This is a genomic window from Mesorhizobium sp. WSM4976, from assembly GCF_029625685.1.
In the GTDB taxonomy this organism is placed as follows: Bacteria; Pseudomonadota; Alphaproteobacteria; order Rhizobiales; family Rhizobiaceae; genus Mesorhizobium.
This window is the reverse complement of record NZ_JARTVT010000037.1, coordinates 16,230-39,655: the sequence shown is the minus strand read 5'-3', so window position 1 is coordinate 39,655 and position 23,426 is coordinate 16,230. Positions and strand designations below refer to the sequence as shown.

16 protein-coding genes and 4 pseudogenes are annotated in these 23,426 nt (G+C 62.3%); 13 read left to right on the top strand and 7 right to left on the bottom strand.

Annotated elements, in window-relative coordinates; translation table 11 throughout:
• The first annotated feature begins 65 nt into the window (after positions 1-65).
• Positions 66-371, top strand: coding sequence for a thioredoxin domain-containing protein (locus P9272_RS31840; RefSeq protein ID WP_126057771.1), 306 nt, complete (start codon positions 66-68; stop codon positions 369-371).
• A gap of 732 nt (positions 372-1,103) precedes the next feature.
• Positions 1,104-2,105, top strand: coding sequence for a zincin-like metallopeptidase domain-containing protein (locus P9272_RS31835; protein ID WP_063169241.1), 1,002 nt, complete (start codon positions 1,104-1,106; stop codon positions 2,103-2,105).
• Positions 2,106-2,262: 157 nt separating this feature from the next.
• Here P9272_RS31835 and groL read toward each other — a convergent pair whose 3' ends face one another.
• The 3 genes and pseudogenes from groL to P9272_RS31820 all read right to left on the bottom strand — a co-directional run bounded on the left by groL (position 2,263) and on the right by P9272_RS31820 (position 4,687).
• Positions 2,263-3,918 carry a chaperonin GroEL gene (gene groL, locus P9272_RS31830; RefSeq protein ID WP_063169240.1) on the bottom strand — a complete coding sequence of 552 codons (1,656 nt, stop codon included), beginning with the start codon at positions 3,916-3,918 and terminating at the stop codon, positions 2,263-2,265.
• Between the two features lie 65 nt (positions 3,919-3,983).
• A pseudogene (gene groES, locus P9272_RS31825) lies at positions 3,984-4,277 on the bottom strand (co-chaperone GroES); the annotation flags it as partial.
• Positions 4,278-4,339: 62 nt separating this feature from the next.
• Positions 4,340-4,687: a hypothetical protein gene (locus P9272_RS31820; RefSeq protein WP_063169239.1), complete on the bottom strand. Its 348-nt coding sequence runs from the start codon at positions 4,685-4,687 to the stop codon at positions 4,340-4,342.
• 1,010 nt (positions 4,688-5,697) lie between these two features.
• Here P9272_RS31820 and P9272_RS31815 point away from each other — a divergent pair.
• The 7 genes from P9272_RS31815 to P9272_RS31785 all read left to right on the top strand — a co-directional run bounded on the left by P9272_RS31815 (position 5,698) and on the right by P9272_RS31785 (position 13,665).
• Positions 5,698-6,021, top strand: a complete 324-nt coding sequence (locus P9272_RS31815) for a DUF736 domain-containing protein (RefSeq protein WP_024505644.1) — start codon at positions 5,698-5,700, stop codon at positions 6,019-6,021.
• A 181-nt stretch (positions 6,022-6,202) separates the two neighbouring features.
• Positions 6,203-6,472: a helix-turn-helix domain-containing protein gene (locus P9272_RS31810; protein WP_024505645.1), complete on the top strand. Its 270-nt coding sequence runs from the start codon at positions 6,203-6,205 to the stop codon at positions 6,470-6,472.
• Positions 6,469-7,017 (top strand): S26 family signal peptidase, encoded by a 549-nt coding sequence (locus P9272_RS31805; protein ID WP_024505646.1) that lies wholly within the window; start codon positions 6,469-6,471, stop codon positions 7,015-7,017. The genes P9272_RS31810 and P9272_RS31805 overlap by 4 nt, the downstream gene beginning before the upstream one ends.
• Entirely contained in the window at positions 7,005-7,688 is a 684-nt protein-coding gene (locus P9272_RS31800; protein ID WP_024505647.1) for a lytic transglycosylase domain-containing protein, read from the top strand. Before P9272_RS31805 ends, P9272_RS31800 begins: the two co-directional genes overlap by 13 nt.
• A gap of 178 nt (positions 7,689-7,866) precedes the next feature.
• Complete coding sequence (gene rlxS, locus P9272_RS31795; protein ID WP_063169238.1) at positions 7,867-9,837, top strand: relaxase/mobilization nuclease RlxS; 1,971 nt, start codon at positions 7,867-7,869, stop codon at positions 9,835-9,837.
• Positions 9,838-10,192: 355 nt separating this feature from the next.
• Entirely contained in the window at positions 10,193-11,179 is a 987-nt protein-coding gene (locus P9272_RS31790) for an ATP-binding protein (RefSeq protein ID WP_024505649.1), read from the top strand.
• 17 nt (positions 11,180-11,196) lie between these two features.
• Positions 11,197-13,665 (top strand): S8 family peptidase, encoded by a 2,469-nt coding sequence (locus P9272_RS31785; protein ID WP_063169237.1) that lies wholly within the window; start codon positions 11,197-11,199, stop codon positions 13,663-13,665.
• A gap of 206 nt (positions 13,666-13,871) precedes the next feature.
• On the opposite strand, the gene P9272_RS31780 is transcribed toward P9272_RS31785, so the two are convergent.
• The 4 genes from P9272_RS31780 to P9272_RS31765 all read right to left on the bottom strand — a co-directional run bounded on the left by P9272_RS31780 (position 13,872) and on the right by P9272_RS31765 (position 16,826).
• Positions 13,872-15,431: an E2 ligase fold family C protein gene (locus P9272_RS31780; RefSeq protein WP_024505651.1), complete on the bottom strand. Its 1,560-nt coding sequence runs from the start codon at positions 15,429-15,431 to the stop codon at positions 13,872-13,874.
• Between the two features lie 3 nt (positions 15,432-15,434).
• The gene (locus P9272_RS31775) at positions 15,435-15,821 is read right to left on the bottom strand and encodes a Mov34/MPN/PAD-1 family protein (protein ID WP_236383243.1); all 387 of its coding nucleotides are present in this window, start codon (positions 15,819-15,821) and stop codon (positions 15,435-15,437) included.
• Between the two features lie 98 nt (positions 15,822-15,919).
• A complete protein-coding gene (locus P9272_RS31770) occupies positions 15,920-16,537 on the bottom strand; it encodes a putative metal-binding protein (protein ID WP_024505653.1) in 618 nt (205 codons plus the stop codon).
• Positions 16,530-16,826, bottom strand: coding sequence for a DUF2604 domain-containing protein (locus P9272_RS31765; RefSeq protein ID WP_024505654.1), 297 nt, complete (start codon positions 16,824-16,826; stop codon positions 16,530-16,532). The genes P9272_RS31770 and P9272_RS31765 overlap by 8 nt, the downstream gene beginning before the upstream one ends.
• Positions 16,827-17,728: 902 nt before the next feature.
• Between P9272_RS31765 and P9272_RS31760 the strand changes: the two are divergent.
• The 4 genes and pseudogenes from P9272_RS31760 to P9272_RS31745 all read left to right on the top strand — a co-directional run.
• Positions 17,729-18,622 (top strand): annotated as a pseudogene (locus P9272_RS31760) (hypothetical protein); the annotation flags it as partial.
• An 88-nt stretch (positions 18,623-18,710) separates the two neighbouring features.
• A pseudogene (gene fni, locus P9272_RS31755) lies at positions 18,711-19,755 on the top strand (type 2 isopentenyl-diphosphate Delta-isomerase).
• 86 nt (positions 19,756-19,841) lie between these two features.
• Positions 19,842-20,073: pseudogene (locus P9272_RS31750) on the top strand (IS5/IS1182 family transposase); the annotation flags it as partial.
• 667 nt (positions 20,074-20,740) lie between these two features.
• A complete protein-coding gene (locus P9272_RS31745) occupies positions 20,741-23,047 on the top strand; it encodes a S9 family peptidase (protein WP_063169235.1) in 2,307 nt (768 codons plus the stop codon).
• Positions 23,048-23,426: the final 379 nt, after the last annotated feature.

Below are 23,426 nucleotides of genomic sequence, written 5' to 3'. Positions count from 1 at the left end.
GCAGCTCTTCTTTTACTCCTCGCCTTGCTGGCGAGCCAATATAGCGCGAACCTGCACCGGCAGGCGTGGTCGACCGACAGGCAAAAGTGGAGCGGCGCATTCGACAACGATCTCCTTCGCCAATCGCCGGCAACCCGCAAGGCGATGCCGTTCTGGTCATATTCAATGACTACCACAACTGTCCGCATTGCAGACTGGCTGATATCAACTACCAAAAAGCCTTCAAGCATGAGCCCAATCTGAAGCTTGTGATCAAACAGTTCCCGGTCCTGGGACCGGATTCCCAATTCCCAGCCTTCGCCGCACTCGCCTCGAGAAAACAGGGAAAGTTCGACGAATTCCACCGCGCCCTTATGATTTCCCCCAGTTGAAGGGTCACTCTCAAGATCGCAGCGCGTGTAGGCCTTGACGTTGAGCAGCTCAAGCGGGAATGCAAGATCCGGCCATCGCAGATGAAATGCGCGCGTCCGCGCACTCGCGAAAGGTCTGCACTTAGACGGTACGCCCGCGTTGGTGGTCGGCGATATAGTGGTCGCCGACCTTGTGGACATGGCCAGCTTGCAACGCTTGCATCGCCGATGCGCGCTCAAAGCGTGCTGGCTCTCGTGCGGGGCAGCATCTGTAGACCGGCCACGCTGTTGTTGCCGGAGCGTGCCGTTTGTGGCAGCTGGCTTTGCTGTCGCTCCTCGTAATCTTGTTGCGGTCATCCAGCTGCCGTGGGCGCCAACAACAATCCTGAGCGCCCGCGCCTGAAGTCGCTGGCCGGGTGCTCGTGAACCGAGCCCGCTTTTCTTCGGCAAGCTCAGGCGGTCTTGGCCCTGCGGCATCGCCCCCTGGCGCGGGGCAGCCTTCGGCTGCTGACGGTCGCCGGCCTGTCGGCCGGCGTCTTTCTATTGTGGCCTTCCCCCTGGCGCAGGGTGGGCAGCACTCCCTTCTAGGCCCGCCGCGGCGTCCCGCAACCCTTCGCTTGTCGCTTTCGGGTCCTCCACTCCGTTCCGGTCCTGCTGATGCAGTCCGCCTCCGACGGCGGGCCTTTCCGGTCGCTTTTGCCGCCCACCCCGCTTCCGGGGAGGGCGCGCGATTGTAGAGCGGAGGACATCACGATGCGTGCAAACAACAAACGTTGCGGCAGCCGACAGGCTGGCGCAGACAGCGGCGGGCGCACCGGCGCCAGCCTTTATCAGGAAATCACCGACCGCATCATTGCCGAACTGGAGCGCGGCACCGTGCCATGGGTCAAGCCGTGGGGCAGGGCAAGGACAGGCCTCGGCCTGCCGCGGAATGCGGCCACCCAGCGCCGATATTCCGGCATCAATATCCTGATCCTGTGGGGCGCGGTCATCGAGCGCGGTTTCCCCAGCCAGAACTGGCTCACCTTCCGGCAGGCGCTTTCGCTTGGCGGCAATGTCAGGAAGGGCGAGCACGGCACCACCATCGTTCACGCTGACCGCTTTGTTCCCAAGAACGAAAAGCAACGCGCCGACACCGATGGCGACGAACCGCAGGCGGTGCCCTTCCTGAAGCGCTTCACCGTCTTCAATGTCGCGCAGTGCGATAATCTGCCCGAACATCTTTACGCCGCCGGCGAGCCTCTGCCTGAGCGCGAGATGGTCCCGCAGGCCGAGGCGCTCATTCATGCAACCGGCGCTGATTTTCGCGTCGGCGGCGAGCGCGCCTTCTACATGCCCGGCAGCGACACCATACAGGTGCCGCCGCAGCCGGCTTTCTTCCACCAGATCGACTATTACCGGACCTGCTTTCACGAGCTTGGCCACTGGACCGGCCACCCGAGGCGACTCGCGCGCGACCTGTCCGGCTCCTTCGGGTCCAACACCTATGCGCGCGAGGAACTGGTCGCCGAAATCGCATCAGCCTTCATCTGCAGCAGTCTCGGCATCGAGCCGACCGTGCGCCATGCCGACTACATCGGCTCATGGCTGACGGTTTTGCGCGAGGACAACCGCGCCATCTTCCGCGCCGCAAGCCATGCCTCGAAAGCCGCCGATTTCCTGCTTGGCCGCAATGTCGATGTCGAAGGCGAGGCACATGCCGAAACCGCCTATGGGAGCGCGCAATCCTCACACGCGACCGCCTTGCGCCTCTGATGACGCAAAGCCGCGCGCAACCAACTCGACAGTTCTTTTGAGGTTGCCCTAACGCCGATGGCCGGCGTTGGCGTCGATCGTTCATCGGACCGAGGTTCGCAAAAAAAGAGGGCGGCATTGATGCCGCCCTCTCGTTGCGAAAGCTGCCAGAGCTGGATTAGAAATCCATGCCGCCCATGCCGCCCATGCCGCCGCCGCCCATGCCGCCAGGCATGCCGCCGCCAGCCGACTCCTTCTTCGGAGCCTCCGCGATCATGGCTTCGGTGGTGACCAGCAGGCCGGCGACCGAGGCCGCGTCCTGAAGAGCCGTACGGACAACCTTGACCGGATCGACGATACCCATGGCGATCATGTCGCCATACTCGCCGGTCTGGGCGTTGTAGCCGAAGGTCGCGCCCTTGTTCTCAAGGATCTTGCCGGCAACGATCGATGCTTCCGCACCGGCGTTGGCCGCGATCTGGCGGGCCGGAGCCTGCAGCGCACGACGCACGATGTTGATGCCGGCGGCCTGGTCGGCATTGACGCCGGTGGCCTTGATGTTGGCCGAAGCGCGCAGCAGCGCGACGCCACCACCAGCAACGATGCCTTCTTCGACGGCCGCGCGGGTCGCGTTGAGGGCGTCATCGACGCGGTCCTTCTTTTCCTTGACTTCGACTTCCGTCGCACCGCCGACGCGGATCACCGCAACGCCGCCGGCGAGCTTCGCCAGACGTTCCTGCAGCTTCTCCTTGTCGTAGTCCGAAGTGGTCTTTTCGATCTGCTGCTTGATCTGGGCAACGCGGCCCTGGATCTCGGCCTTCTTGCCGGCGCCGTCGACGATGGTGGTGTTCTCCTTGGAGATCGACACCTTCTTGGCGCGGCCGAGCATGTTGAGGCCGACGTTCTCGAGCTTGATGCCGAGGTCTTCCGAGATGACCTGGCCACCGGTGAGGATGGCGATGTCTTCCAGCATGGCCTTACGGCGGTCACCGAAGCCCGGAGCCTTGACGGCGGCGATCTTCAGGCCACCGCGCAGCTTGTTGACGACCAGCGTGGCCAGAGCCTCGCCTTCGACGTCTTCCGAGATGATGAGCAGCGGCTTCGAGGTCTGCACGACGGCTTCGAGAACCGGCAGCATGGCCTGGAGGTTGGACAGCTTCTTCTCGTGCAGGAGGATGTAGACGTCCTCGAGTTCGGCAACCATCTTGTCGGCGTTGGTGACGAAGTAGGGCGAGAGGTAGCCGCGGTCGAACTGCATGCCTTCGACGACTTCGAGTTCGGTCTCGGCGGTCTTGGCTTCCTCAACCGTGATGACGCCTTCGTTGCCGACCTTCTGCATCGCTTCGGCGATCATCTTGCCGACCGAAGCATCGCCGTTGCCGGCGATGGTGCCGACCTGGGCAACCTCTTCGGAGGTCTTGATCTTCTTGGCGTTCTTGATCAGGGTCGCAACGACGTCGGTTACCGCGAGGTCGATGCCGCGCTTCAGGTCCATCGGGTTCATGCCGGCGGCAACGGCCTTGTGGCCTTCCTGGACGATCGACTGCGCCAGAACGGTCGCGGTCGTGGTGCCGTCGCCAGCGATGTCGTTGGTCTTCGAAGCAACTTCGCGGACCATCTGCGCGCCCATGTTTTCGAACTTGTCCTCAAGCTCGATTTCCTTGGCGACGGTGACGCCGTCCTTGGTGATGCGCGGGGCGCCGAACGACTTGTCGATGACCACGTTGCGGCCCTTGGGGCCGAGCGTGACCTTCACCGCGTCAGCGAGGATGTTGACACCGCGCAGCATGCGCTCGCGGGCATCGCGGGAGAATTTTACGTCTTTGGCAGCCATTTTTAGCTCCTGGCAGGGGCTTCAATCGAGCCCGGGAATTCAGTTGACGAAAGGGCCTGATATGAGCCGATGATGCCCATGATGTCGGATTCCTTCATGATCAGAAGGTCTTCGCCATTGAGCTTGACTTCCGTGCCCGACCACTTGCTGAACAGGATGCGGTCGCCGGCCTTGACGTCCAGCGGGACCAGCTTGCCAGCTTCGTCACGAGCGCCGAAGCCGACAGCGATGATCTCGCCTTCCTGCGGCTTTTCCTTTGCCGTGTCGGGGATGATGATCCCGCCAGCGGTCTTGGATTCGGATTCGACCCGGCGAACGACCACGCGGTCATGCAGCGGGCGGAACTTCGACTTTGCCATTTTCGGATTTTTCCCTGGTGCGCTGTTGAGGGGTTTTTGTTAGCACTCGCGATGGACGAGTGCTAACGCGATAGTGAGGTAGGCTGTAAGCGGGCACTCGTCAAGACGGACGAGGGCAGGCGAGGAGCTCTGGCCCCCTCCCCGGTGGAACCCAACGCATACGCGGCATCCGCGTTGATGGCTGCGAGCCCCACATTTCCATTGAATTCGGCGTCATGACGCCAACTTGCTCGCGCCGCTTCCAAGTCGTCAGTCGTGCTGCCGTCAGCACGAACATAGGGCTGCGCTTCACTTCCCGTCGAAGCCGCGGCAAGCAGCGTCGCCGTCAGCACGCTCCTTTGCAGATGCTTGCCAAAGGTGGACAGTGAGCGCACCTGCGCCGGGCTGTTGGTGCGAACGTAAGACGTCATTGACAACTCCTTTTTGCAAGTCGAGCCCCTTCTCCACCTTCGGCCGCCGTCGACGCGAAGAAGTCCGCATCGCGTTGAAGACGAGCTGCGAAAAAGAGAAAGATGTGTTTGATGGCTGCGGCCCCAACGGTGCCTTCAGATTTGAGATCACTTCCGCCGCGAGCGGCTGAAGCTCCTCGCAACGTCAAATCGAATCTGCTGCCAAGCCTCCAGGAAAGGAGAGCATTGCTCATCTCGCGCTTGTGCATGCAGTCAACCTTCGATCCGTGTTGCCACATCAAGAGCAAATGCCGTGCCAAAGCTCACTGGGAAGTGAACGCATGGCTCTCCCTGAAAACCTCACAAATCCAGCATGGTCAATTGTGCGGAACCCGACATGCGTCTTCTGCCACTGTCAGCTTTCGGACAGGCATGACGCGTTTCGCGCCGACCACCGGTCGATCGGTTTTGGGGCCGGTCTGTTCGCCTCATAAGAGCGCGTTACATTGCGTAGCGGTTTCCCGAGCGCCGCCACATGACACTGGACCTGCAGGTAGCACCGGCTTCTCATCCAGCCTTACTTTGGCCCCCTCGCGTATCAAATTCCCGCTGGCGAGCCCTGCTTTCATAGATCGCACCATGCCGGATGTCTGCTCTGGCGCCCGACCCGCTGGCACGATCTCGATCCGGCATAAGGGCGCAGCATCTTTGCAGGCCGTTTCATCCCGGCGTCCTGCTTGGCTGACAGACCGCACTTGGCGAGCGGTCTCCATGCTCTCTCCAAGGACCATCCCTGCGGCTGGCTTGTCGACCTATGGGCGGGTCCGGCCGCCCGAAACCCTCGCGCCATCAGCTTTTTTCCCCGCCGCCTGCGGCGGCTTCCTCGCGCCGCTTCGCTCACAAAAAAGCTGCCCGCTCGGGTCCTTCACTGTCGCTGCGGCCCTGTCGGATTCAGGCGGTCCTGACGCGCCCATTACGGTGCGCCATCGCAGGGGATGGTCCCCGGCGAAACCACAAAAGGAGACTTCGAAATGACCGCGATCGGTTACGTCAACAAGCAGGAAAACGGCGCCTACAAGGGCCAGTTCAAGACGCTCAGCGTCCGCGCCGACATCGATATCGTCCCCAACCAGGCCAAGAGCGCCGATAACCATCCCGACTTCCGGGTGCTTACGCAAGGGGTCGAAGTCGGCGCTGGCTGGATCCGCACCGGCGAGACTTCCGGCAAGGATTATGTGAGCCTGTCGATTGCAGCGCCGGAGTTCGGACCGCGCAAGCTCTACGCCAATCTCGGCCGAGCCGCCGGCCAGGACGATCACGACACCTACGCCATCATCTGGAACCCGGCCGACTGACCGGCCGAGATAAGAGCCTCGCGCCGCAGCCCCGGCGCGGGGCTCATTCCCAGGAGTTCCACCCAAACCCCGTCCGCCCTAAAGGGCGGCGAAAACTCTCCCCCGACTCTTCGCCCGTCCCCGAGACGATCTCCCTCGCCCATCCTCGCCCTCGCTTGTCCGAAGCGAAACGAGGATCATCATGGACGACGAAAACGAACGCGCGGCCCGCGCGAAAAAGGGCAGCCCGTTTCTCAGCACAGCCCAAGCCGCCTTCTATATCGGGCTCTCCCAGCGCACGCTCGAAAAGATGCGGCTCAAGGGCGGCGGCCCGAAATTCCGCAAGCACGGCCGCTATGTCCGCTATCACATCGACGAACTCGACCATTGGTCGAAAGGACACCCGCAGCACTCCATCGCCGGCGATGGCAAGGCCGGTTCCGGCCAGGGCGGCACGGGAGGCCGTTCATGAGGCGGCGCCCTTCCATCCATCTGATCGGCAGCCGCCTGAGGCGTGTTCGAGCCCGTAAGACGGTCGCCTTGGCCGCGGCCGGTCTCGGTCTTTTGGGCTTCACGGCGCTGGGAAAGCCCGCCCCTTGGCTGGTCTGGAACGCCTCGGCCAGCGCGCCGATCGGCCTTTACCGCATCGCTGCGGGAGCGCTGGCGCGTGGCGATCTCGTGCTCGTGCGCCCGCCTGAATACGCGGCGTATCTCGCCGCCGAGCGCAGCTATCTGCCTCGCAATGTGCCGCTGGCAAAACGTCTTGCAGCGCTGCCGGACGATAATGTCTGCGCCTTCAATGACGCCATCATCATCGGCGGCGACATCGTCGCGCGCCGGCTCAAAATCGACGCCGAAGGCCGACCTTTGCCATGGTGGAACGGCTGCCGAGCGCTCGGGGATAACGAGGTTTTCCTGCTCGGCAGCGACAAAAACCGCTCCTTCGACAGCCGCTATTTCGGGCCTGTTCCCACTCAAAATGTCATCGGGAGGCTCGTACCACTATGGACCGAGTGACCCTCCTCTTGTTGGGCATGATCGCCATTGCGCCATGCGCCTGTTCCGCCTCGACCGGCGCTGAGCCGGTCGCCATCTCCCAAAGTCCGCAGCTGCGAAAGTGGCAGACGTTGGTATCGGAAGCAAGCCGGCGCTTCCATATTCCCCAAGCCTGGATCTATGCCGTCATGGCTGCCGAAAGCGGCGGCAAGACAATGCGCGGCGGCCGCCCCATCACCTCCCCCGCTGGCGCCATGGGCCTCATGCAGGTGATGCCCGGCACCTATGAAGAGATGCGGGTCGAACACGGCCTTGGGCCTAACCCCCACGATCCGCGCGACAATATCCTGGCCGGCACGGCCTATCTCAGTGCCATGTATGACCGCTTCGGATTTCCTGGCCTGTTTGGCGCCTACAATGCCGGTCCCGAGCGCTACGACGAGCATTTGAAGCGTGGCAAACCGCTGCCAGAAGAGACCGTCGAGTACCTCGACCAACTCAAGGCGGCCGGAGTTTCGGCGGCCGACATCGAGGCGTTCGAAAGCCAATCTGTCGCTCCAAAGGCGCAAATCGCTCCTCTCGGACGGTCGCTGTTCTTCATTCATGACGGTGTTCACTCAGGCGTGCGAAACGGCGATCTCTTCGTGCCGCTCGGCAAGGACGGCGCGCAGCCGAAGGAGCCGGTGCGTTAGCCATGGCGGACGGGGGCGCGTCTGGCGGGGCTGGGCGCGGAAGGCAAGATAAAGGTACCGCCTCCAGGAGGCGGTTAAATCTTTGTCTGCACATCGTTTTTCCGGGAGGCTGCCGCCGGTGCCAAGAGGGTTTGACGTGTAAGTGTCTGATTTTGCTTGATATGTCTGGGAGGCTCGCATTAAGGATGACGAGTTCAGGCCGAAGCTCGGCAAAATCGGGTCGCGCGGCTCGAAGGCCGGCAAACGCTATGCCGGCCAGGTTCGTGCGGCGATCAACCGGGCTGGCGGCCGGCCGCAACGCGGTGGTCGCTTCACAGGAAGCCGGACAGGGCGCGGCGGGGCGGCCGCCGCACTGCTGAAATCGCGCGACCGGTATGCCGCCTTCCGCCAGCGCCGGGTGATCGTCAAGGCGCGGGTCGTCAAGCTCGCCGGCAAGGGCGCGGACGGGGCGCGTGCCCATCTACGCTATCTTCAGCGCGACGGGGTCACCCGCGAAGGTGAACCTGGCGAGCTCTACGGCGCCGACAGCGGCCGCGTCGACGGCAAGGCGTTCATCGATCGCGCGGACGGCGACCGCCATCAGTTCCGCTTCATCGTCGCTGCCGAAGACGGCATCGAGTACGACGACCTCAAGGCGCTGACGCGGCGGCTCATGGCGCAGATGCAGGAAGACCTCGGCACGAAGCTCGACTGGGTCGCGGTCGATCATTTCAACACCGGCCACCCGCACAGCCACATCATCGTCCGTGGCAGGGACGACCGTGGCGAGAACCTGGTCATCGCGCGCGAATATATCTCATCTGGCATCCGCGAGCGGGCGGCCGAGCTGGTCAGCCTCGATCTCGGTCCGCGAACCGACCGCGAGATTGAGCTTCGCCTGCGCCGGGAAATGGAGCAGGAACGCTTCACCAGCATCGACCGTCGGCTGCTCAGCATGCGTGATGATGACGGCCTGGTCTCGCCGGGCGGTCCCGACGCCATTCGCCAGACGCTGCACCAGGGACGGCTGCGCAAGCTCGAGCGGATGGGTCTGGCCGCGGAGGTCGGCGCTGGCTCCTGGCGCCTCGACGATGAGCTCGAAGCCACGCTGCGCCGCACCGGCGAACGCGGCGACATCATCAAGACCATGCACCGCGAACTGACCGGCAAGGGGCTTGCCCGCAGGGCCGCCGACTGGGTGATCCACGATCGATCCGGCGAGCCCGTCCAGTCTCTCGTCGGTCGCGTTGTCGCGCGTGGACTGGCCGACGAGATCAATGACCGCCATTACATGATCGTCGACGCCGTCGACGGTAAGAGCCATTGGATCAACATCGGTAGAGGCGAGGCGATGGAAACGATGCCTAATGGCTGCATCGTGCGTGTCGCGCCAAGGAACACCGAGCCGAGGCAGGTCGATCGTACCATCGCCGAAATCGCCGCCGCGCATGGCGGCCGTTACGACGTCGATATGCACCTGAAGCATGACCCATCCGCCACCGAGAGCTTTGCGCGAACGCATGTGCGGCGGCTGGAGGCGATCCGCCGCGCGACCGGCGGCGTTGAGCGAGAGCCGAACGGCACCTGGCTCATCGCGCCGGACCATCTCGATCGCGTCGCGAATTATGAGGGCCAGCGGGCCAGGGCCGAGCCTGTCGTTGCCGACAAGCTCTCCTCAATGGCGCTGGAGCGACAGGTCAGCTTCAACGGCGCCACCTGGCTCGACCGGGAGCTGGTTGCCGATAGACCCGAGCCTTTGCACGGATCCGGCTTCGGCCGCGACGTGAGAGAGGCGCAAGCTCGCCGGCGGCAGTGGCTGATCGCGCAAGGCCTCGCGCATAAAGAACAGGATGGGATCGTCTATCGAGCCAACATGCTTTCGATCCTGCGCCAGCGAGAACTGAACCGTGTTGCTGGCCAACTGTCGGAGGAACTTGGCCTGCCCTATGCCGAAGCGCGATTCGGAGGACGAGTAGAGGGTACGCTCCGCCGCTCCGTCGAGCTTGCCAGCGGAAAATATGCCGTCGTTGAAAAGTCGCGCGAGTTCACGCTGGTGCCATGGCGGCCGGTGCTTGAGCGCCATGTGGGCAAGGAGGTCTCCGGTGTCGTGAGTGGGGAGGGGATTTCATGGACCGTCGGCCGGCAAAGGAGCGGACCTGGTGTTTCGTGAGATGGTGTACAGCTTTTTAGCCAGCGGCGCGGGCAGCCATGCGAGCCCGCGTAGACCTTATGGCCGCACGCCCGCAATCGGTCGCATGGACCTGCCAGGCGGGGCGGCTTTGGAGCGTTCGGACCCGACACGCTGCGTGAGTGGCCAGACTTCGAGCGCTCGAAGATGCGGACTGTTGTCTGCTGGCCGGCGTTATTCCGGCTGGCCTATGACCGCGGCGCAACAGTTCACCGCTGAAGTTGCCACGGGCGAACATCGACAAGAGAAAAAACACCATTGCGCGTTACAAATCGCCGTTGAAAGCGTTTAGGTTGCATGCGCTTCGCCAAGTAAACGGATACCCCAGAAGAGAGCCATGACCACGGCCCGCCATATCGTGACGCTGCTTAAAAGCCACATTGCCGGCGACGAGGATCGTTTCCTCTCTATCGCGATGCAGCTTGCTGCGCATGAGGCACGTCAAGGCCATGGCAAGCTTGCTCAGGAGCTCAAGGATCTGGTCGACGCAGCCAAGAGCAGGGACGCCCGGATTGCCAAGAGCAGTCGGCCGGTTCCCCTTTTTCAGCCAAAGGGCGAACTCGCAGGCCTCCTGCATGTGCGCTATCCGGACCTGCGACTGACGGACATGATTTTGCCGGACAGTCTGCGCTCGCGCCTGCACCGCGTGCTGGGAGAGCAGCGCCAACAAGCAAGCTTGCGCGAGCACGGGCTTGTTCCCCGTCGCAAACTGCTTCTGGTCGGCCCGCCAGGATCAGGCAAGACGATGACCGCATCGGCATTGGCCGGGGAGCTTCATCTGCCCCTTTTCATGATCGTCCTCGATGGTTTGATCACCAAGTTCATGGGAGAGACTGCCGGAAAGCTGCGGCTTGTTTTTGATGCAATGCAGGCGACGCGGGGCGTCTACTTCTTTGACGAATTCGATGCCATCGGCGCGCGTCGAGGCGAACGCCAGGATGTTGGCGAGATTCGGCGCGTGCTGAATTCGTTTCTGCAGTTTCTCGAGCAAGACGACAGCCACAGCCTGATTATTGCGGCAACAAATCATCCCGAGCTGCTCGACAGAGCTTTGTTCCGCCGTTTCGACGATGTCATCGAATACGCCGTGCCCGATCGGCCGATTATCGAGGCGCTGCTTCGGGCTCGACTCGACCGCTTCGACACCAGAGGGCTTGCCTGGAACGAGGCGATCTCTCAGGCAGAGAGACTGTCGCAGGCCGAGATCACCCGCGCGGCCGACGACGCTGCAAAAACCATCATATTGCGGGGGGGGAAGCGGATCACCTCGGAAGCGCTCATCGACGCTCTGAAGGAACGCCGGCAGGCTTCGCTGTCTGAGTAGCGACAGCACAGATCATAATGGCAGACGATTTTCCGCGCGACCGCGCCCATATCCACCTTCGCAACAACGGCATTCGGGAAGCCTATCGGCGGCCCAACCAACTTATACATGCACCGCCGCTGCCGGCGCGTGATCGGGCGTCGCATGCTGCGGCCTTGACGCAATCCATCGAACAAGCGGTCGAAAGTGCACGCCAGCAGATTGCGGCGCGTGACCCCCAGCTGTCGGTCGGCACGCCTGGCTTTTACCTCGAGATCGATCTGCCCATGTCCGGACGGGCGGCCCTCGACCAGTTGGCCGATCGTCGCCAGCACATGGAGCTGGTCGCCGTCCATGAGCCAACTCAACCCGGTGCTCCCATCACAGCGTCGGTGTTCCTGCCGCAAAGCGCGCAAGCCTATTATTTGCGGAAAGTCGAGGCGTATCGAGACGTTGACACTGACCGCGGCAGACCGCGCAACGAGCCGCTCGTCTCCCGCATGGAGACAGTCAGGCTGGCGACTGCACGATCGTTGTTTACCGACCACGACGACCTCTTCCCCCAGGCCGCTGACGAGCAGGTGTGGTGGGAAGTCTGGCTGCGCGACGGTCGCCGCGAGAACTTCGAGCACATTGCCGAAGCCCTGAACATCACTTTGCGCACGCATGCGGTCAGGTTTCCGGAGCGGGTGGTCATGCTGGCACTCGCCAGCACGGCAATGCTCGACCGCATGATTGCGCACAGCGATGTCGTCGCCGAGCTGCGGCGCGCGAAGGATACGCCGTCCTTCTTCATGGGCCTTGGCGGCGCGGAGCAAAGGGACTGGAGCGACGAGCTTCTCGGGCGCGTCAGACCGCCTCAATCCGATATTGCGGTCTGCATTCTCGACAGCGGCGTACGTCGCACCCACCCGTTGATCGAACCCGCACTTGCCGTTGAAGACTGGCACACCGTCAAACCGGCATGGGGCAGCGACGACACACCTGCGTGGAGCGGCCACGGGACGCGAATGGCAGGTGTCGGCCTGTACGGTGATCTGGTCCCGCTCCTGGTCGGAGGCGATCCAGTTCCATTGCCCTTTCGGCTGGAGAGTGTCCGTATCCTTCCGCCAGAAGACGAGGCAAACGATCCAGAACTCTATGGCTCGATCACCGCGGAAGCGATCGCCCGCGCCGAGGTGCAGGCGCCGGAGCGCCGCCGCGCGATCGCAATGGCTGTGACAAGCGCCAGTCCGGCGCGTGGAAGGCCCACATCGTGGTCTGCCGCTATCGACCAACTCTGTTTCGAAGAGGAGCAGCGACGCTTGATCGTTCTCTCTGCCGGCAACATCGGCGATGACCTCATGCCGGCCGAGCATTTGACGCGCAACGATCTGGAAGCAGTCGATGATCCTTCTCAGGCCTGGAATGCGCTGACGGTCGGCGCTTTCACAGAAAAGGTCGATATCATTGACACCGACTTTGCGGGCTACGCTCCGATCGCGCCGGTCGGCGAGCTCTCGCCGCGCAGTCGCACTTCGGTCGTTTGGGACAGGCAGTGGCCGGTGAAGCCCGAGGTCGTCTTCGAAGGCGGCAATCTCGCCCATGACGGTGTGTTGCCTGGCGAGCCGATCGACGATCTGCAGATATTGACCACTTTCTATCGACCCGAACTGCGCCACTTCACCACCCTCGGAGATACGAGCGCGGCAACGGCCCATGCCGCACGGATGGCGGGACTAATTCTATCAGCGCGCCCCGAGCTGTGGCCTGAAACGGTTCGCGCCCTGATCGTCCACTCGGCCGAATGGACTCCGGCGATGCGCGCACGCATCGATGCGTGCAACGGAGCGAAGGGCGAGATCCAGGCGCTCGTGCGGCGCTATGGTTACGGCGTGCCAGATCTTGGGCGCGCGCTTCTGTCAACGGTGAACGACCTCACGCTTATCGTTGAAGATGAGCTTCAGCCTTTCCAGCGCGAGGGCGGCGCGGCTGCCAAAACGCGTGACATGAAGCTGCATCGCCTGCCTTGGCCGAAGGAGCAGCTCGCGGCGCTCGGCGCTGCCCAGGTCGAGCTCCGCGTCACGCTGTCCTATTTCATCGAACCCAACCCCGGTGAACGCGGATGGACCCGCCGGCATCGTTACGCGTCCCATGGTCTTCGGTTCAGAGTAAAGTCAGCGACCGAGACAGTCGACGAATTCCGAGCCCGCATCAATCAGGCCGCTCGGGACGAGGAGGAAGGGGCGCCTGCTGGAGGCGGAGAAGAGTGGCTGCTCGGCACCTTCCGCGATCGCGGCTCGTTGCACGCCGATTTCTGGTCGGGCAGCGCCGCCGATCTCGCCGAGCGTGATGCGATCGGCGTGTTCCCGGTCGGGGGCTGGTGGAAGGAGAAGCCTTACCTGGAACGCGTCGACGCTCTGGCTCGGTACGCCCTGATTGTGACGATGCGGGCGCCTGGGGTCGATGTTGACATCTTCACACCCGTCGAAGCAGCCCTGACTGTCGAGACGTCGGTCGAGACCTGATGCAGCACTGTCCAAATCGGCCAACAACGGAGGTTTGACCAGCCTCTGGTGCCATGGCGGCTGGTGCTGGATCATCACGTCGGCAACAGGGATCATGCGCGGAGGACGATAGGCCGGCAAAGGAGCGGGCCAAGCGTGTGATAATGGCGCCCATGGTCACGCCCACAAGCCGCGCCCCCTGCGTCTACGGAGAGGTGCGCGTCTGTTTAGGCGGCCGAGACATCGCTTACCTGATCAACGCGCTCGCCGTATTTGCGCCTGTAAGCGGCAATGAAATCGTCGTCGCTACAGATGCAGCGGCCGCTGGAGTCCTTGGCCTTCGGATCGTGCAAGTGAGAGCCAAGGGGGCGCAGAAGATTCACCCGAGTGCTCGTCGTCGGGCTCATGGGAAACCCCGCACTATGTTTGACCAAATCCGCGGCAAGCATAATCCCGGCAAGCACCGACTGAAAGGCCATCGGAACCACAGTTCGAACGCGGCGACTTCCTTCGCTAAGCTGGAACACCAGACCGCCGCAGATAGCCTGCTGATAAAAGGAGCGCAGGGGCTGGCCGACAAACGGGGCTAGCGGTTCAAACGGCACAGCCATCGCTGTAGCCACGCGAACTACAAAGTCGTTGGGAACTCCGGCATTGGTCTGCAGGAGCGTTTTCACCTGCTCGTGTGCTTCCGGTATTCCGAGTTCCTCGGCAATCAGCTGGTGCTCGTCCTTGGATTTTCCGGATGGCAGGTACATGCAACAAAGGCAAGCCTGGCCGTCATCGAAACCATGCCGGGAGATACCGAGATCGTGCTCCTGCGTCCAAGCGTTTGCGATCCATCGCGGCAGTGCACCTTGGACAGCCAGACGGTCGGCGGCGGTGTCAAGCGCCACACCCACTTGGTCGAAGACCCAATTGCCCCGGCGCGCAACATATTCTGCCCACGTCAGAGGGTGCGCCTCGACCTCAAGGGCAGTCGATCTAAGGGCGGTGGCTGCAAGAACCGCTTTGGACATACCAATCTCCGCCTGGCCAGCCAATGCGTAGCGCTGCAGGTTTGAGAGTTCGATCGCTTCGTGATCGATTACATGCAGACGACCTTTGAGATCGGGTTGTCTCGCTAGCGCCCAAAGCGAGCCATGGCCTATCGCACCGAGCCCAACGAGGTGGGTTTCGCCAAGGTCGACTGGGAAGTCGATCGGGCCAGGCTCTCCGGCTTTGGTCTTGTCGTAGCTGCATAGCGAGAGGTCGATGGTTTCGTCCAACTCGGCGCCGGTCAACTGGGCAGCGAAGATAGTTCGAAAGACGTTGGCGGCGCCGAAGCAACTGGCGGCGCCAGCTCCATAAGGCAGCAGACTTGGGCCAGAGCCCACCGGGTCCGTACGCGACAGCTTTGCCGCCCAACCGTCCGATCCCACGAAAAAGATCGGGCACCGGAGTGATGGGCGCGTTACCCCTGCAACGACGCAGACGGTGGCAGACTTGCCGGAACGCCGGATGCCGACTTTTGGATTGATCGACTTTGCCAAGCGCTCCAGCGCTTGGGCTTGAGAGCTCGCCGCGCTGTCCAGCGGGAGTATCGCCAGAACCGGGTAGAGCCTAGCGAGCAATCTCACCGCAAGATCTAGTGTCGCCTGGCCTTCGGCGCAGGAAGCGGCCTGATGGTCGAAGGCGACTGCCACGACCTGCTTTTCAAGAGCTGCTTTGAAGTCTCCCAGATGAAAATCGGCCAGGACCTGAGATGCCGCCGTGGCGGCGCGATCGATGAAGTTAGCGAATGCCATTGTTCAACTCGATATCATGATCATTCGCGACAGTGCCGCGGGAGGGAGCGCATTCCATTTGGCCTTTTCGTCAAGCCGATAGGCGGCGACCCGAGCAAAATCGAAAGGCTCGCGGGCGAAATTCGGCACTACCAGCGACAGACACCCAACCGTGGTAGCAACCGCATAAGCGTCGTCCGTCGTCGAATGGTAGGCGCGGCCCGGATGGCTGTGAATCTGGGCCAAGAGTTTCAGGCCGCTTTTGTAGAGCCAGACATTGAGCCGGTGCAGTTCTTCGGCCGCAACGATCACGCAAACGCCATCGTTTGTCCGAATGTGACGCTGCGCCGGGATAACCGTCTCTGTTACGGCAAAGTGCCGCTCTTGCTGAACGCCGACCCAGAGCGCCATCCCCTCATTGCCCTCGCGACCAACTGAGCGCAGATGCCCATGCGTGGTCGAGATGCAGCCGCGCGGGAGAGTCACGATCGTTACATCTCTCAAACCAGTCATTCTTGTATCGCCTGAGGGGATACCACCATTCCTACGATTGTCGGTTGGAGTTGAATCTGCAACTGCTCTATAGGAACGATTCCGTACTTGATGATCTTGTCCAGGATGAAGGCCAAACAGCCTTCGCCAGAACCCCGATGAAGCAGCCATGGATCACCTGAATGGGCTGGATTGTCGTGGTATTCCCGGACGCCCGCCATGCACAGGAATGGTTCGTCCTCGGGACTGTTGGCCTGGATGAAGTCCGTCAGCGGCACGGCGTTCTGCTGGATGAGAGCTCCTATCATCTCCGGCGGCGTTCCGGGCAGCGGCGGACGTCTAAGCATTTTCAGGTATAGATCTTTCCGGGCAATCGGATGACGCGTAAACGGATCGACGAAGACCACGGACGGTGGTCTTAAGTCGTAGTCGGTGAAGTCGACCTCGCTCGCTGCGCTGACCACCCGTGGCTTTAACTTGGGGCTGGCGAAAATGAAGAAAGCGCGCGGAAAGGTCGCCTCGATCAAGAAGCAGCCCTGAGCCCGATAGACATCAGCATATGGCCGGAACCGGCCGATCTCCCGATCAAACTTCGCTCGGGAGACCTCCGGATCCACACTTTGGTGTTTAGGCACCTGCGACGCCCGCCTTCAGGCTGAGGAACAGGGTCACAGTATTCGGGAAACCGAAGTCGCCAAGCTTCTTGTCGACATCGAGCAAGTTGCCGGCCTCATCCTTGAATTCCCAATTCTCGGCTGGTTGGGCGACATTCTGCGTGTTCTCAAGGGCTTTGGTACGAATGACGTGAAGCGGCTGGTTGGGATTGGCTTCGACCTGCGTGGGCTGGCCGTTCACCACCACCGTGATCTCGATCTTGCCCGGTCCGCCGCCGTGATTATCGCCCTTACCCGAATCCTTCGACATTGTCCTACTCCTGTGGCTTGCCAACCGCCCCACGCCCTGGCGCCCACCTGCGAGTGAGACCGGCGGTCTTCAATCGTTCACCCGGCGCCACGGCCGCGAGTACGCGAAAGACAGGGGATAAGCTACCGAATCGGTGCTTGCCTTCTTTTATGGGTGACTTGAGCCGCAAGTAAATGGTCTCAAATTGCTCCTCACAACTATAATCGATTAGAGCAATGCAAAAATATTGGCGACACGCCTATTCATCTGCTCTCTCACTCGCCTGCTCCGTGCTTGGCAAGGGGAGCTTTGACTGCGTCACGCGTCCCCCAAGCAGCCGATTGCGCCGGCAGCGCCGTAGGAACCGTCGTTCAGAGTCTTCACCACTCAAGCAGCCGCATGGATGCAGCCGACGCTCGTCTCCACAAACAGCGCAAGTGGTGCCTTGTTGGATAAGGTCGCCTCGTCCCTGGTGCAGCATCTGTCGGAACGGGTCCGCTGCGAGACCATGCCTCATCATCGCGCATGCGCAGCAGCCGGCGGTCGATGCTCGTAAGGCGTTCTGCTCATTTCGTGGCGAAGGCGCTGCTCGACTCGCGGACATATGCGGGCACCGAGGCGGAGGCTGACCAGTCGGCGCCGCGTTCGCGGATGTCGCTTGCAATGTGCTCGCGTGCGTTTGCCGCCGGCGACCTTGCCGTCCTCGCCTGCTATGGCGAGCCGGCGCAAGCGGATTGCTCGATACTGCCGGCGAGGCTGCGGGCCGGTCCTAACGGCCGTTCACAAGAGCTTGCATCAGCAACTGGCAATCGGATCGATAACTTCGCGATCGCCGTTATGGCGCGGAGATGCGGTCTCGCCGGGTTGTGGCTGGCGCTTCGTTGTGGGCGGCGCGTCGTAGCCGAGGGAGCAGGGGCGGCGCCATGATCCAGACCGAACGCGCGCTGCAGCAGGTGCTTGAGTGGGGGCGTGCCCTGACCGGTTTCGCGGATGAGCATGCTGAGGAAGCGGTAAGGGGCGGCCAGTATATCCTGCAACGCATTCACCCGAGCCTGCGCGACACCAGCGCCCGCACCGGCCGCGATCCGCAGGACGAAACGCTGATCGTGGCGTTCTATCGCGAACTGGCGCTGCTGTTCTGGCTAGACGATTGCAACGACGTTGGCCTGATCGCGCCGGAGCAGCTCGCCGCCCTGGAGCAGGCGCTGGGGCACGGCGTACCGTGCGTGCTCTCCGGATTCGAGGGCTGCGCTCAGCTGCGCGCTTCGCTGGCTGCGCTCGCTTACGATCGTCACGACTATGCTCGGCTTCTCGACTATACCCGGTGCTACTGCGCGGCGCTGCGCGCCGGACACGCGCAGGCGGCAGGGGCGCGACGCTGGTCTTACGCCGAGTACCTGCACAACGGCATCGATTCGATCGCTTACGGGACCGTGTTCTGTTGCCTGTCGCTGCTGTGGGGGCTGGACATGGCGACCTTGCGCGCGCGTCCAGCGTTTCGCCAGGTCCTGCGGCTCATCTCAGTGATAGGGCGCCTGCAGAACGATCTGCATGGACGCGACAAGGACAGGTCGGCCGGCGATAACGCGGCGATCCTGCTTCTGCAGCGCTATCCGGCTATGCCTGTGGTTGAGTTCCTCAACGACGAGTTGGCCGGCCATACGCGCATGCTGCACCGGGTGATGGCGGAAGAATGCTTTCCCGCGCCGTGGGGACCGTTGATCGAGGCGATGGCGGCGATCCGCGCGCAGTACTACCAGACTTCGACCAGCCGCTATCGCAGCGACGCTGCAGGGGGAGGCCAGCGTGCGTCGGCCTGGACGCGCCGGAGGCGGCGGCTTGGGCGCGCTGCCGTCGGTTCGATCCGACGCAACGCCGTCGCCCGCTGCTACGGATGGAGCGAGCATGAGCGACACCGCCCTGAGCCGGGGAAGGACGAACATCTGGACATCGTGCTGGATCGGCGAACGGCGCCGGCCACGGTGGCCGCTGGCTGGGAGTACATCCATCTCGAACACTGCGCACTGCCCGAGTTGGACCTGACGCAGATCGACCTGCGCGCCTCGCTGCTGGGCAAGGCTATGCGCGCGCCGCTGCTGATCAGCTCTATGGCCGGCGGCATGCCACGGGCCGAGGCCATCAACCGGCATTTGAGCGAGGCAGCGCAAGCCTTGGGGATCGCCATGTGCGGTTCGCAGCGTGTGAGCCTGCAATCCCGCAACTCCCAGGGGCTAACGCGCGCGCTGCGCCGCCTGGCGCCAGACATTCCCTTGCTGGCCAATATCGGCGCCGCGCAACTGCGGGAGGCCGACGGCCTGGACCTGGCGCGTCGCGCGGTGGACGCGCTGGAGGCCGATGGGCTCATCGTCCATCTCAATCCGCTGCAGGAAGCGGTACAGCCGGAGGGCGACCGCGAACTGGCGCGGCGTCCTGGCGCTGATCGCTGGCGCCGCGCGCATCGTGGGCGTGCCGATGGTGGCCAAGGAAGTGGGGGCGGGCCTGTCCGCCTCGGTGCCTGTGCGCTCGTCGAGGCGGGCGTGGCGGTAATCGATGTCGCCGGCGCCGGCGGCACCAGTTGGGCCGCAGTGGAGGGCGAGCGCGCCCGCAATGCCGCCGACCGTGCAGTGGCGATGTCATTCGCCGATTGGGGGATTCCACCCTGACCAGCGTGCAGGCGGTGCGTCGGGCGCTGCCAACGGTGAAGCTGATCGCGTCGGGCGGGATCCGCGATGGCGTCGACGTGGCCAAGGCCATCCGCCTGGGCGCGGACATCGCCGGGCAGGCGGCCAGCGTGCTGGGCGCGGCGACAGTGTCCACCGGGGCCGTTGTCGCGCATTTCGAGATCGTCATCCGCCAGTTGGCCGTCGCCTGCTTCTGCACGGGCTCGGCTGATCTGGCGGCGTTGCGTCAGGCGCGCTTGTTGCCCTCGTCGCATTTGTCCGCCGGTTGATGTCGGCGTCGTCCGCACGCTAACAGCAGGCTGCTGAAATACCTACGCCAAAGACAGACTATTGATCCCCCTGGCGAGACGGCTCGATTGACGGGAGCGATGTGTTCATGGAGCAGCTGTTCACGATGAAGCGGTTGGAAGATTTCGTTCCAGCCGGTCATCCTGGTGCCCGCACCGGCTGATGATCAATGGAGCGCTGGTGCGGCTAGACGGCATCCTTTCCGGCATGTACGCCTGCAGTGCCAAAGGCGGTCGCCCCAGCGTTGCGCCGGAGAAATTGCTGCGGGCCGTGTGTTGCAGGTGTTCTACAGCGTCCGTCGGAATTGATGCAGCAGGTGCTGCTGTGGCAAGGCCAAGACCCGGGAATGCCGTCAGCTTTGATCAGGCGCTTCGGGCCGTCGGAAACGCGCGAAGAGTCCGGCTTTCGAAAAAGGCCGAACGCCTCAGATAAAGCCAGAACTCCTTGGGTCACCATCAAACCAATTTGACGCCCCGGGACAATTTCGTCCGGCATTGTCCGGTGTGCGACGATGTTGGGGATGCGACATAGGCGGATTGCCGTGTATTTAAACCGCTTTTCCTTTGGCACGCATATTGCGCCCTATCGGTAAACCTCGTCATGGGCCGGCGGCAATCGCTCGGAGATTGTCGAAATAGCACAATGATTTCTGCCGGGGTGACATCCGGCCCGACTAGAGCAGGACCTTTCAGATGATGCAGAAAAGCAAGCGGCCATACTCGCGGGGAAATAGTCGCGTCAGGGCTGCATGGACGCTCTTTCCTGGTTGTTTCGGCGGCGGACGCCAACTCTTCAATCGGCACCCGAACCAGTGCCTGGATGTCCAAGGAGCGCCCCTGTTGCGCGTGCCTGGCTGCACCCGCGTGCTGGCTCTCCTCCAAGGCGACGCTTCGGCGCTGCTGCAGACCGGCGACGAGAACCCAACTTCAAAATTAGCATTCCGAAAACCGAAAGAAGTGAACAGGTATGTCCAGGATCGGCGCTTTGACGCGCGCCGCATGGCGATCGGCAACTCAGACGCTGGCCAAGGGTTCGAAAAGTTTACACCCGACGCTAGCGCCGGCCGATTTCAAGCGCGCACTTACGATCAACGATCGATATGGCGGGCTCACTGTCAATGTCCCCAAAATGCCTTTCTGGCTGACCGGGGGTGAAGCCTTCGTCTACCGCCGGACTAGCCACGGCGAGCAGCAGTTCATGCAGGTCGATGCTGCCACGGGTTTCAAGCGGCCCGCTTTCGATCAGGCGCGTCTGGCGGCAGCGCTAAACAAGGTGAGCCATGAGAGCTATCAAGCCGGCAATCTTCCGTTCGACCGTTTCGAACTGAGTGAGGATGGTCGCAGGCTCGACTTCCAGATTGAAGACACCCGGTGGAGCTGCGACCTTGCAAGCTATGACTGTACCAGCACCACATTCGATGCAAGGAAAGGGGACCGTAGGGAGCTCAGCCACCGCTACACGCCGCCAGCGGAGAACAACCCCGACAAGAGCAACGCGTCGCCCGACGGCAAATGGATCGCCTATATCAAGAACTGCAACGTTTTCCTGCGCAGCGAGGACGGATTGCAGGATGTTCCTCTGAGCCGGGACGGAGCCGAAGGCAATTGCTACGTCTTTTCGACGCTGAGCTGGTCGCCGGACTCGCGCCACCTCGCCGCTTACCTTGTTCGCCCCGGCTATAGGCGAGAGGTCCGCTACCTCAATTCTTCGACGGACCAGTTGGAGCGGGAATATTCAACAAAATTCTATCCCAGGCCGGGCGATGTCCTTCCGCTGCCCCAGCCAGTCCTGTTCGACATTGCCGGCCGGCGCCAGATCGTGATTGACGGTGCCCTCTTCTCGAACGTCTTCGAACTTTCCCCTCTCCGGTGGTGGGCGGACAGCCGCGGCTTCACTTTCGAATATAACCAGCGCGGGCATCAGCTTTATCGCCTGGTCGAGGTAGACGCCGCCTCGGGCCGCGGGCGCTCCCTGATCGATGAGACCAGCGAGACATTCGTTGATTATTTGCCGCTGGGGCATGGCCAGGAGGATGCCGGAAAAATCTTCCGTTACGATGTCGATGACGGGAAGGAGATCATCTGGGCATCAGAGCGCGACGGGTATGAGCATTTGTATCTTTTCAACGGCCGGACAGGCGCGCTCGAAAACCAGATCACGCGAGGTGAGTGGGTCGTCCGGAGGGTCAACCATGTCGATCCGGTCAAGCGTCAGATCTGGTTCGAGGCGAGCGGGATGAACTCGCAGGAGGACCCCTATTGGGTCCATGCTTACCGCATCGGCTTTGACGGCAAGGGACTGACTGCACTGACGCCCGAACCGGCCAACCACCATATCGAGTTCTCGCCTGACAGGCGCTATTATGTCGATCTCTGGTCACGCATCGATCTGCCCCCGCGCATGGCACTCTACCGCGCCAGCGACAATGCCAAGCTCCAGCAGATCGAGACGGCCGACATTTCTGAGCTCGTCGCCGCAGGCTGGCAGCCGCCGCTCAGTTTCCATTCCAAGGGGCGCGACGGCAAAACTGACATCTGGGGCGTGCTCCACCTGCCAGCCAACTTCGACCCGACGAAGAAATACCCGGTTGTGGAGAATATCTATGCTGGACCCCACGGCTCCTTCGTCCCAAAATCCTTCTCGCGGTGGACAGAGCCGCTCACGCAGCTGGGCTTCGTCGTTGCTCAGATCGACGGCATGGGCACCAACAACCGCTCCCGCGCCTTCCATGATGTTGCTTGGAAGAATCTGAAGGACGCAGGATTTCCCGATCGCATTCTGTGGCACAAGGCGGCGGCCGCGCAATATCCATGGTACGACATATCCAACGTCGGCATTTTTGGCGCATCCGCCGGCGGCCAGAGTGCAGTCAGCGCGCTGCTCTTTCACCCCGATTTCTACAAGGTCGCCGTCGCCAAAAACGGCTGCTTCGACAACAGGATAGACAAGACCTGGTGGAACGAACTTTGGATGGGGTGGCCGGTCGGCATTGAATATTCGCAATCCTCCGCCGTTGACAATGCTCACAGGCTGCAGGGCAAGCTGATGATCGCGGTCGGCGAAATGGATGATAATGTCGATCCGTTTTGCTCGTTCCAGCTTGCCGATCGACTCATCAAGGCAGGAAAAGATTTTGACATGGTCTACGTTCCTGGTGCCAATCACCATACTCTAGGCACCTACACCGAGCGCAAACTCCTAGACTTCTTCGTTCGCAACATTCTCGGTCAGACCCCGCCCGACTGGAACACCAAACCGATCGAGCTGGAATAGCTTGTGGCTCTTGCAATTGTTAGCTCGCCTTATCAGCTGTAATCAGGGCGAGGCGCGAGCAAATCTGCACCGAAGGACGATCGTGGAGTCTAGGACTTGCGCTGCGTATTGAGGATCGGCTCGCCGCGACGTTGGTCTGAGCAAACTGCTTGATAGGCACGCCTGCAGACCGCGTGTGTGCGATTGCAAGATCCCCTATCAGCCTGGTGTGAAGCGTTCAGGGGAAAAGCCGCACCCAACGCCGCTTCCGCTCGCCGTAACGCTACGGCGGTGCGGCCCACCGATCCGCTCGACGAGCATTGGAACACATAGGTCCCCGAACGGACGATTGCCTTGGCAATAGAAGACCCTCGTCGGTCATCGCCGCTGTGGGTGGCAG

Excerpts from the sequence above, each read along its gene's own strand:
- P9272_RS31820 (WP_063169239.1), bottom strand. The coding sequence starts at position 4,687 with ATGACGTCTTACGTTCGCACCAACAGCCCGGCGCAGGTGCGCTCACTG.
- P9272_RS31815 (WP_024505644.1), top strand. The coding sequence starts at position 5,698 with ATGACCGCGATCGGTTACGTCAACAAGCAGGAAAACGGCGCCTACAAG.
- P9272_RS31775 (WP_236383243.1), bottom strand. The coding sequence starts at position 15,821 with ATGGCGCTCTGGGTCGGCGTTCAGCAAGAGCGGCACTTTGCCGTAACA.
- P9272_RS31790 (WP_024505649.1), top strand. The coding sequence starts at position 10,193 with ATGACCACGGCCCGCCATATCGTGACGCTGCTTAAAAGCCACATTGCC.
- P9272_RS31780 (WP_024505651.1), bottom strand. The coding sequence starts at position 15,431 with ATGGCATTCGCTAACTTCATCGATCGCGCCGCCACGGCGGCATCTCAG.
- P9272_RS31810 (WP_024505645.1), top strand. The coding sequence starts at position 6,203 with ATGGACGACGAAAACGAACGCGCGGCCCGCGCGAAAAAGGGCAGCCCG.
- P9272_RS31745 (WP_063169235.1), top strand. The coding sequence starts at position 20,741 with ATGTCCAGGATCGGCGCTTTGACGCGCGCCGCATGGCGATCGGCAACT.
- P9272_RS31835 (WP_063169241.1), top strand. The coding sequence starts at position 1,104 with ATGCGTGCAAACAACAAACGTTGCGGCAGCCGACAGGCTGGCGCAGAC.
- groL (WP_063169240.1), bottom strand. The coding sequence starts at position 3,918 with ATGGCTGCCAAAGACGTAAAATTCTCCCGCGATGCCCGCGAGCGCATG.
- P9272_RS31805 (WP_024505646.1), top strand. The coding sequence starts at position 6,469 with ATGAGGCGGCGCCCTTCCATCCATCTGATCGGCAGCCGCCTGAGGCGT.
- P9272_RS31785 (WP_063169237.1), top strand. The coding sequence starts at position 11,197 with ATGGCAGACGATTTTCCGCGCGACCGCGCCCATATCCACCTTCGCAAC.
- P9272_RS31800 (WP_024505647.1), top strand. The coding sequence starts at position 7,005 with ATGGACCGAGTGACCCTCCTCTTGTTGGGCATGATCGCCATTGCGCCA.
- P9272_RS31765 (WP_024505654.1), bottom strand. The coding sequence starts at position 16,826 with ATGTCGAAGGATTCGGGTAAGGGCGATAATCACGGCGGCGGACCGGGC.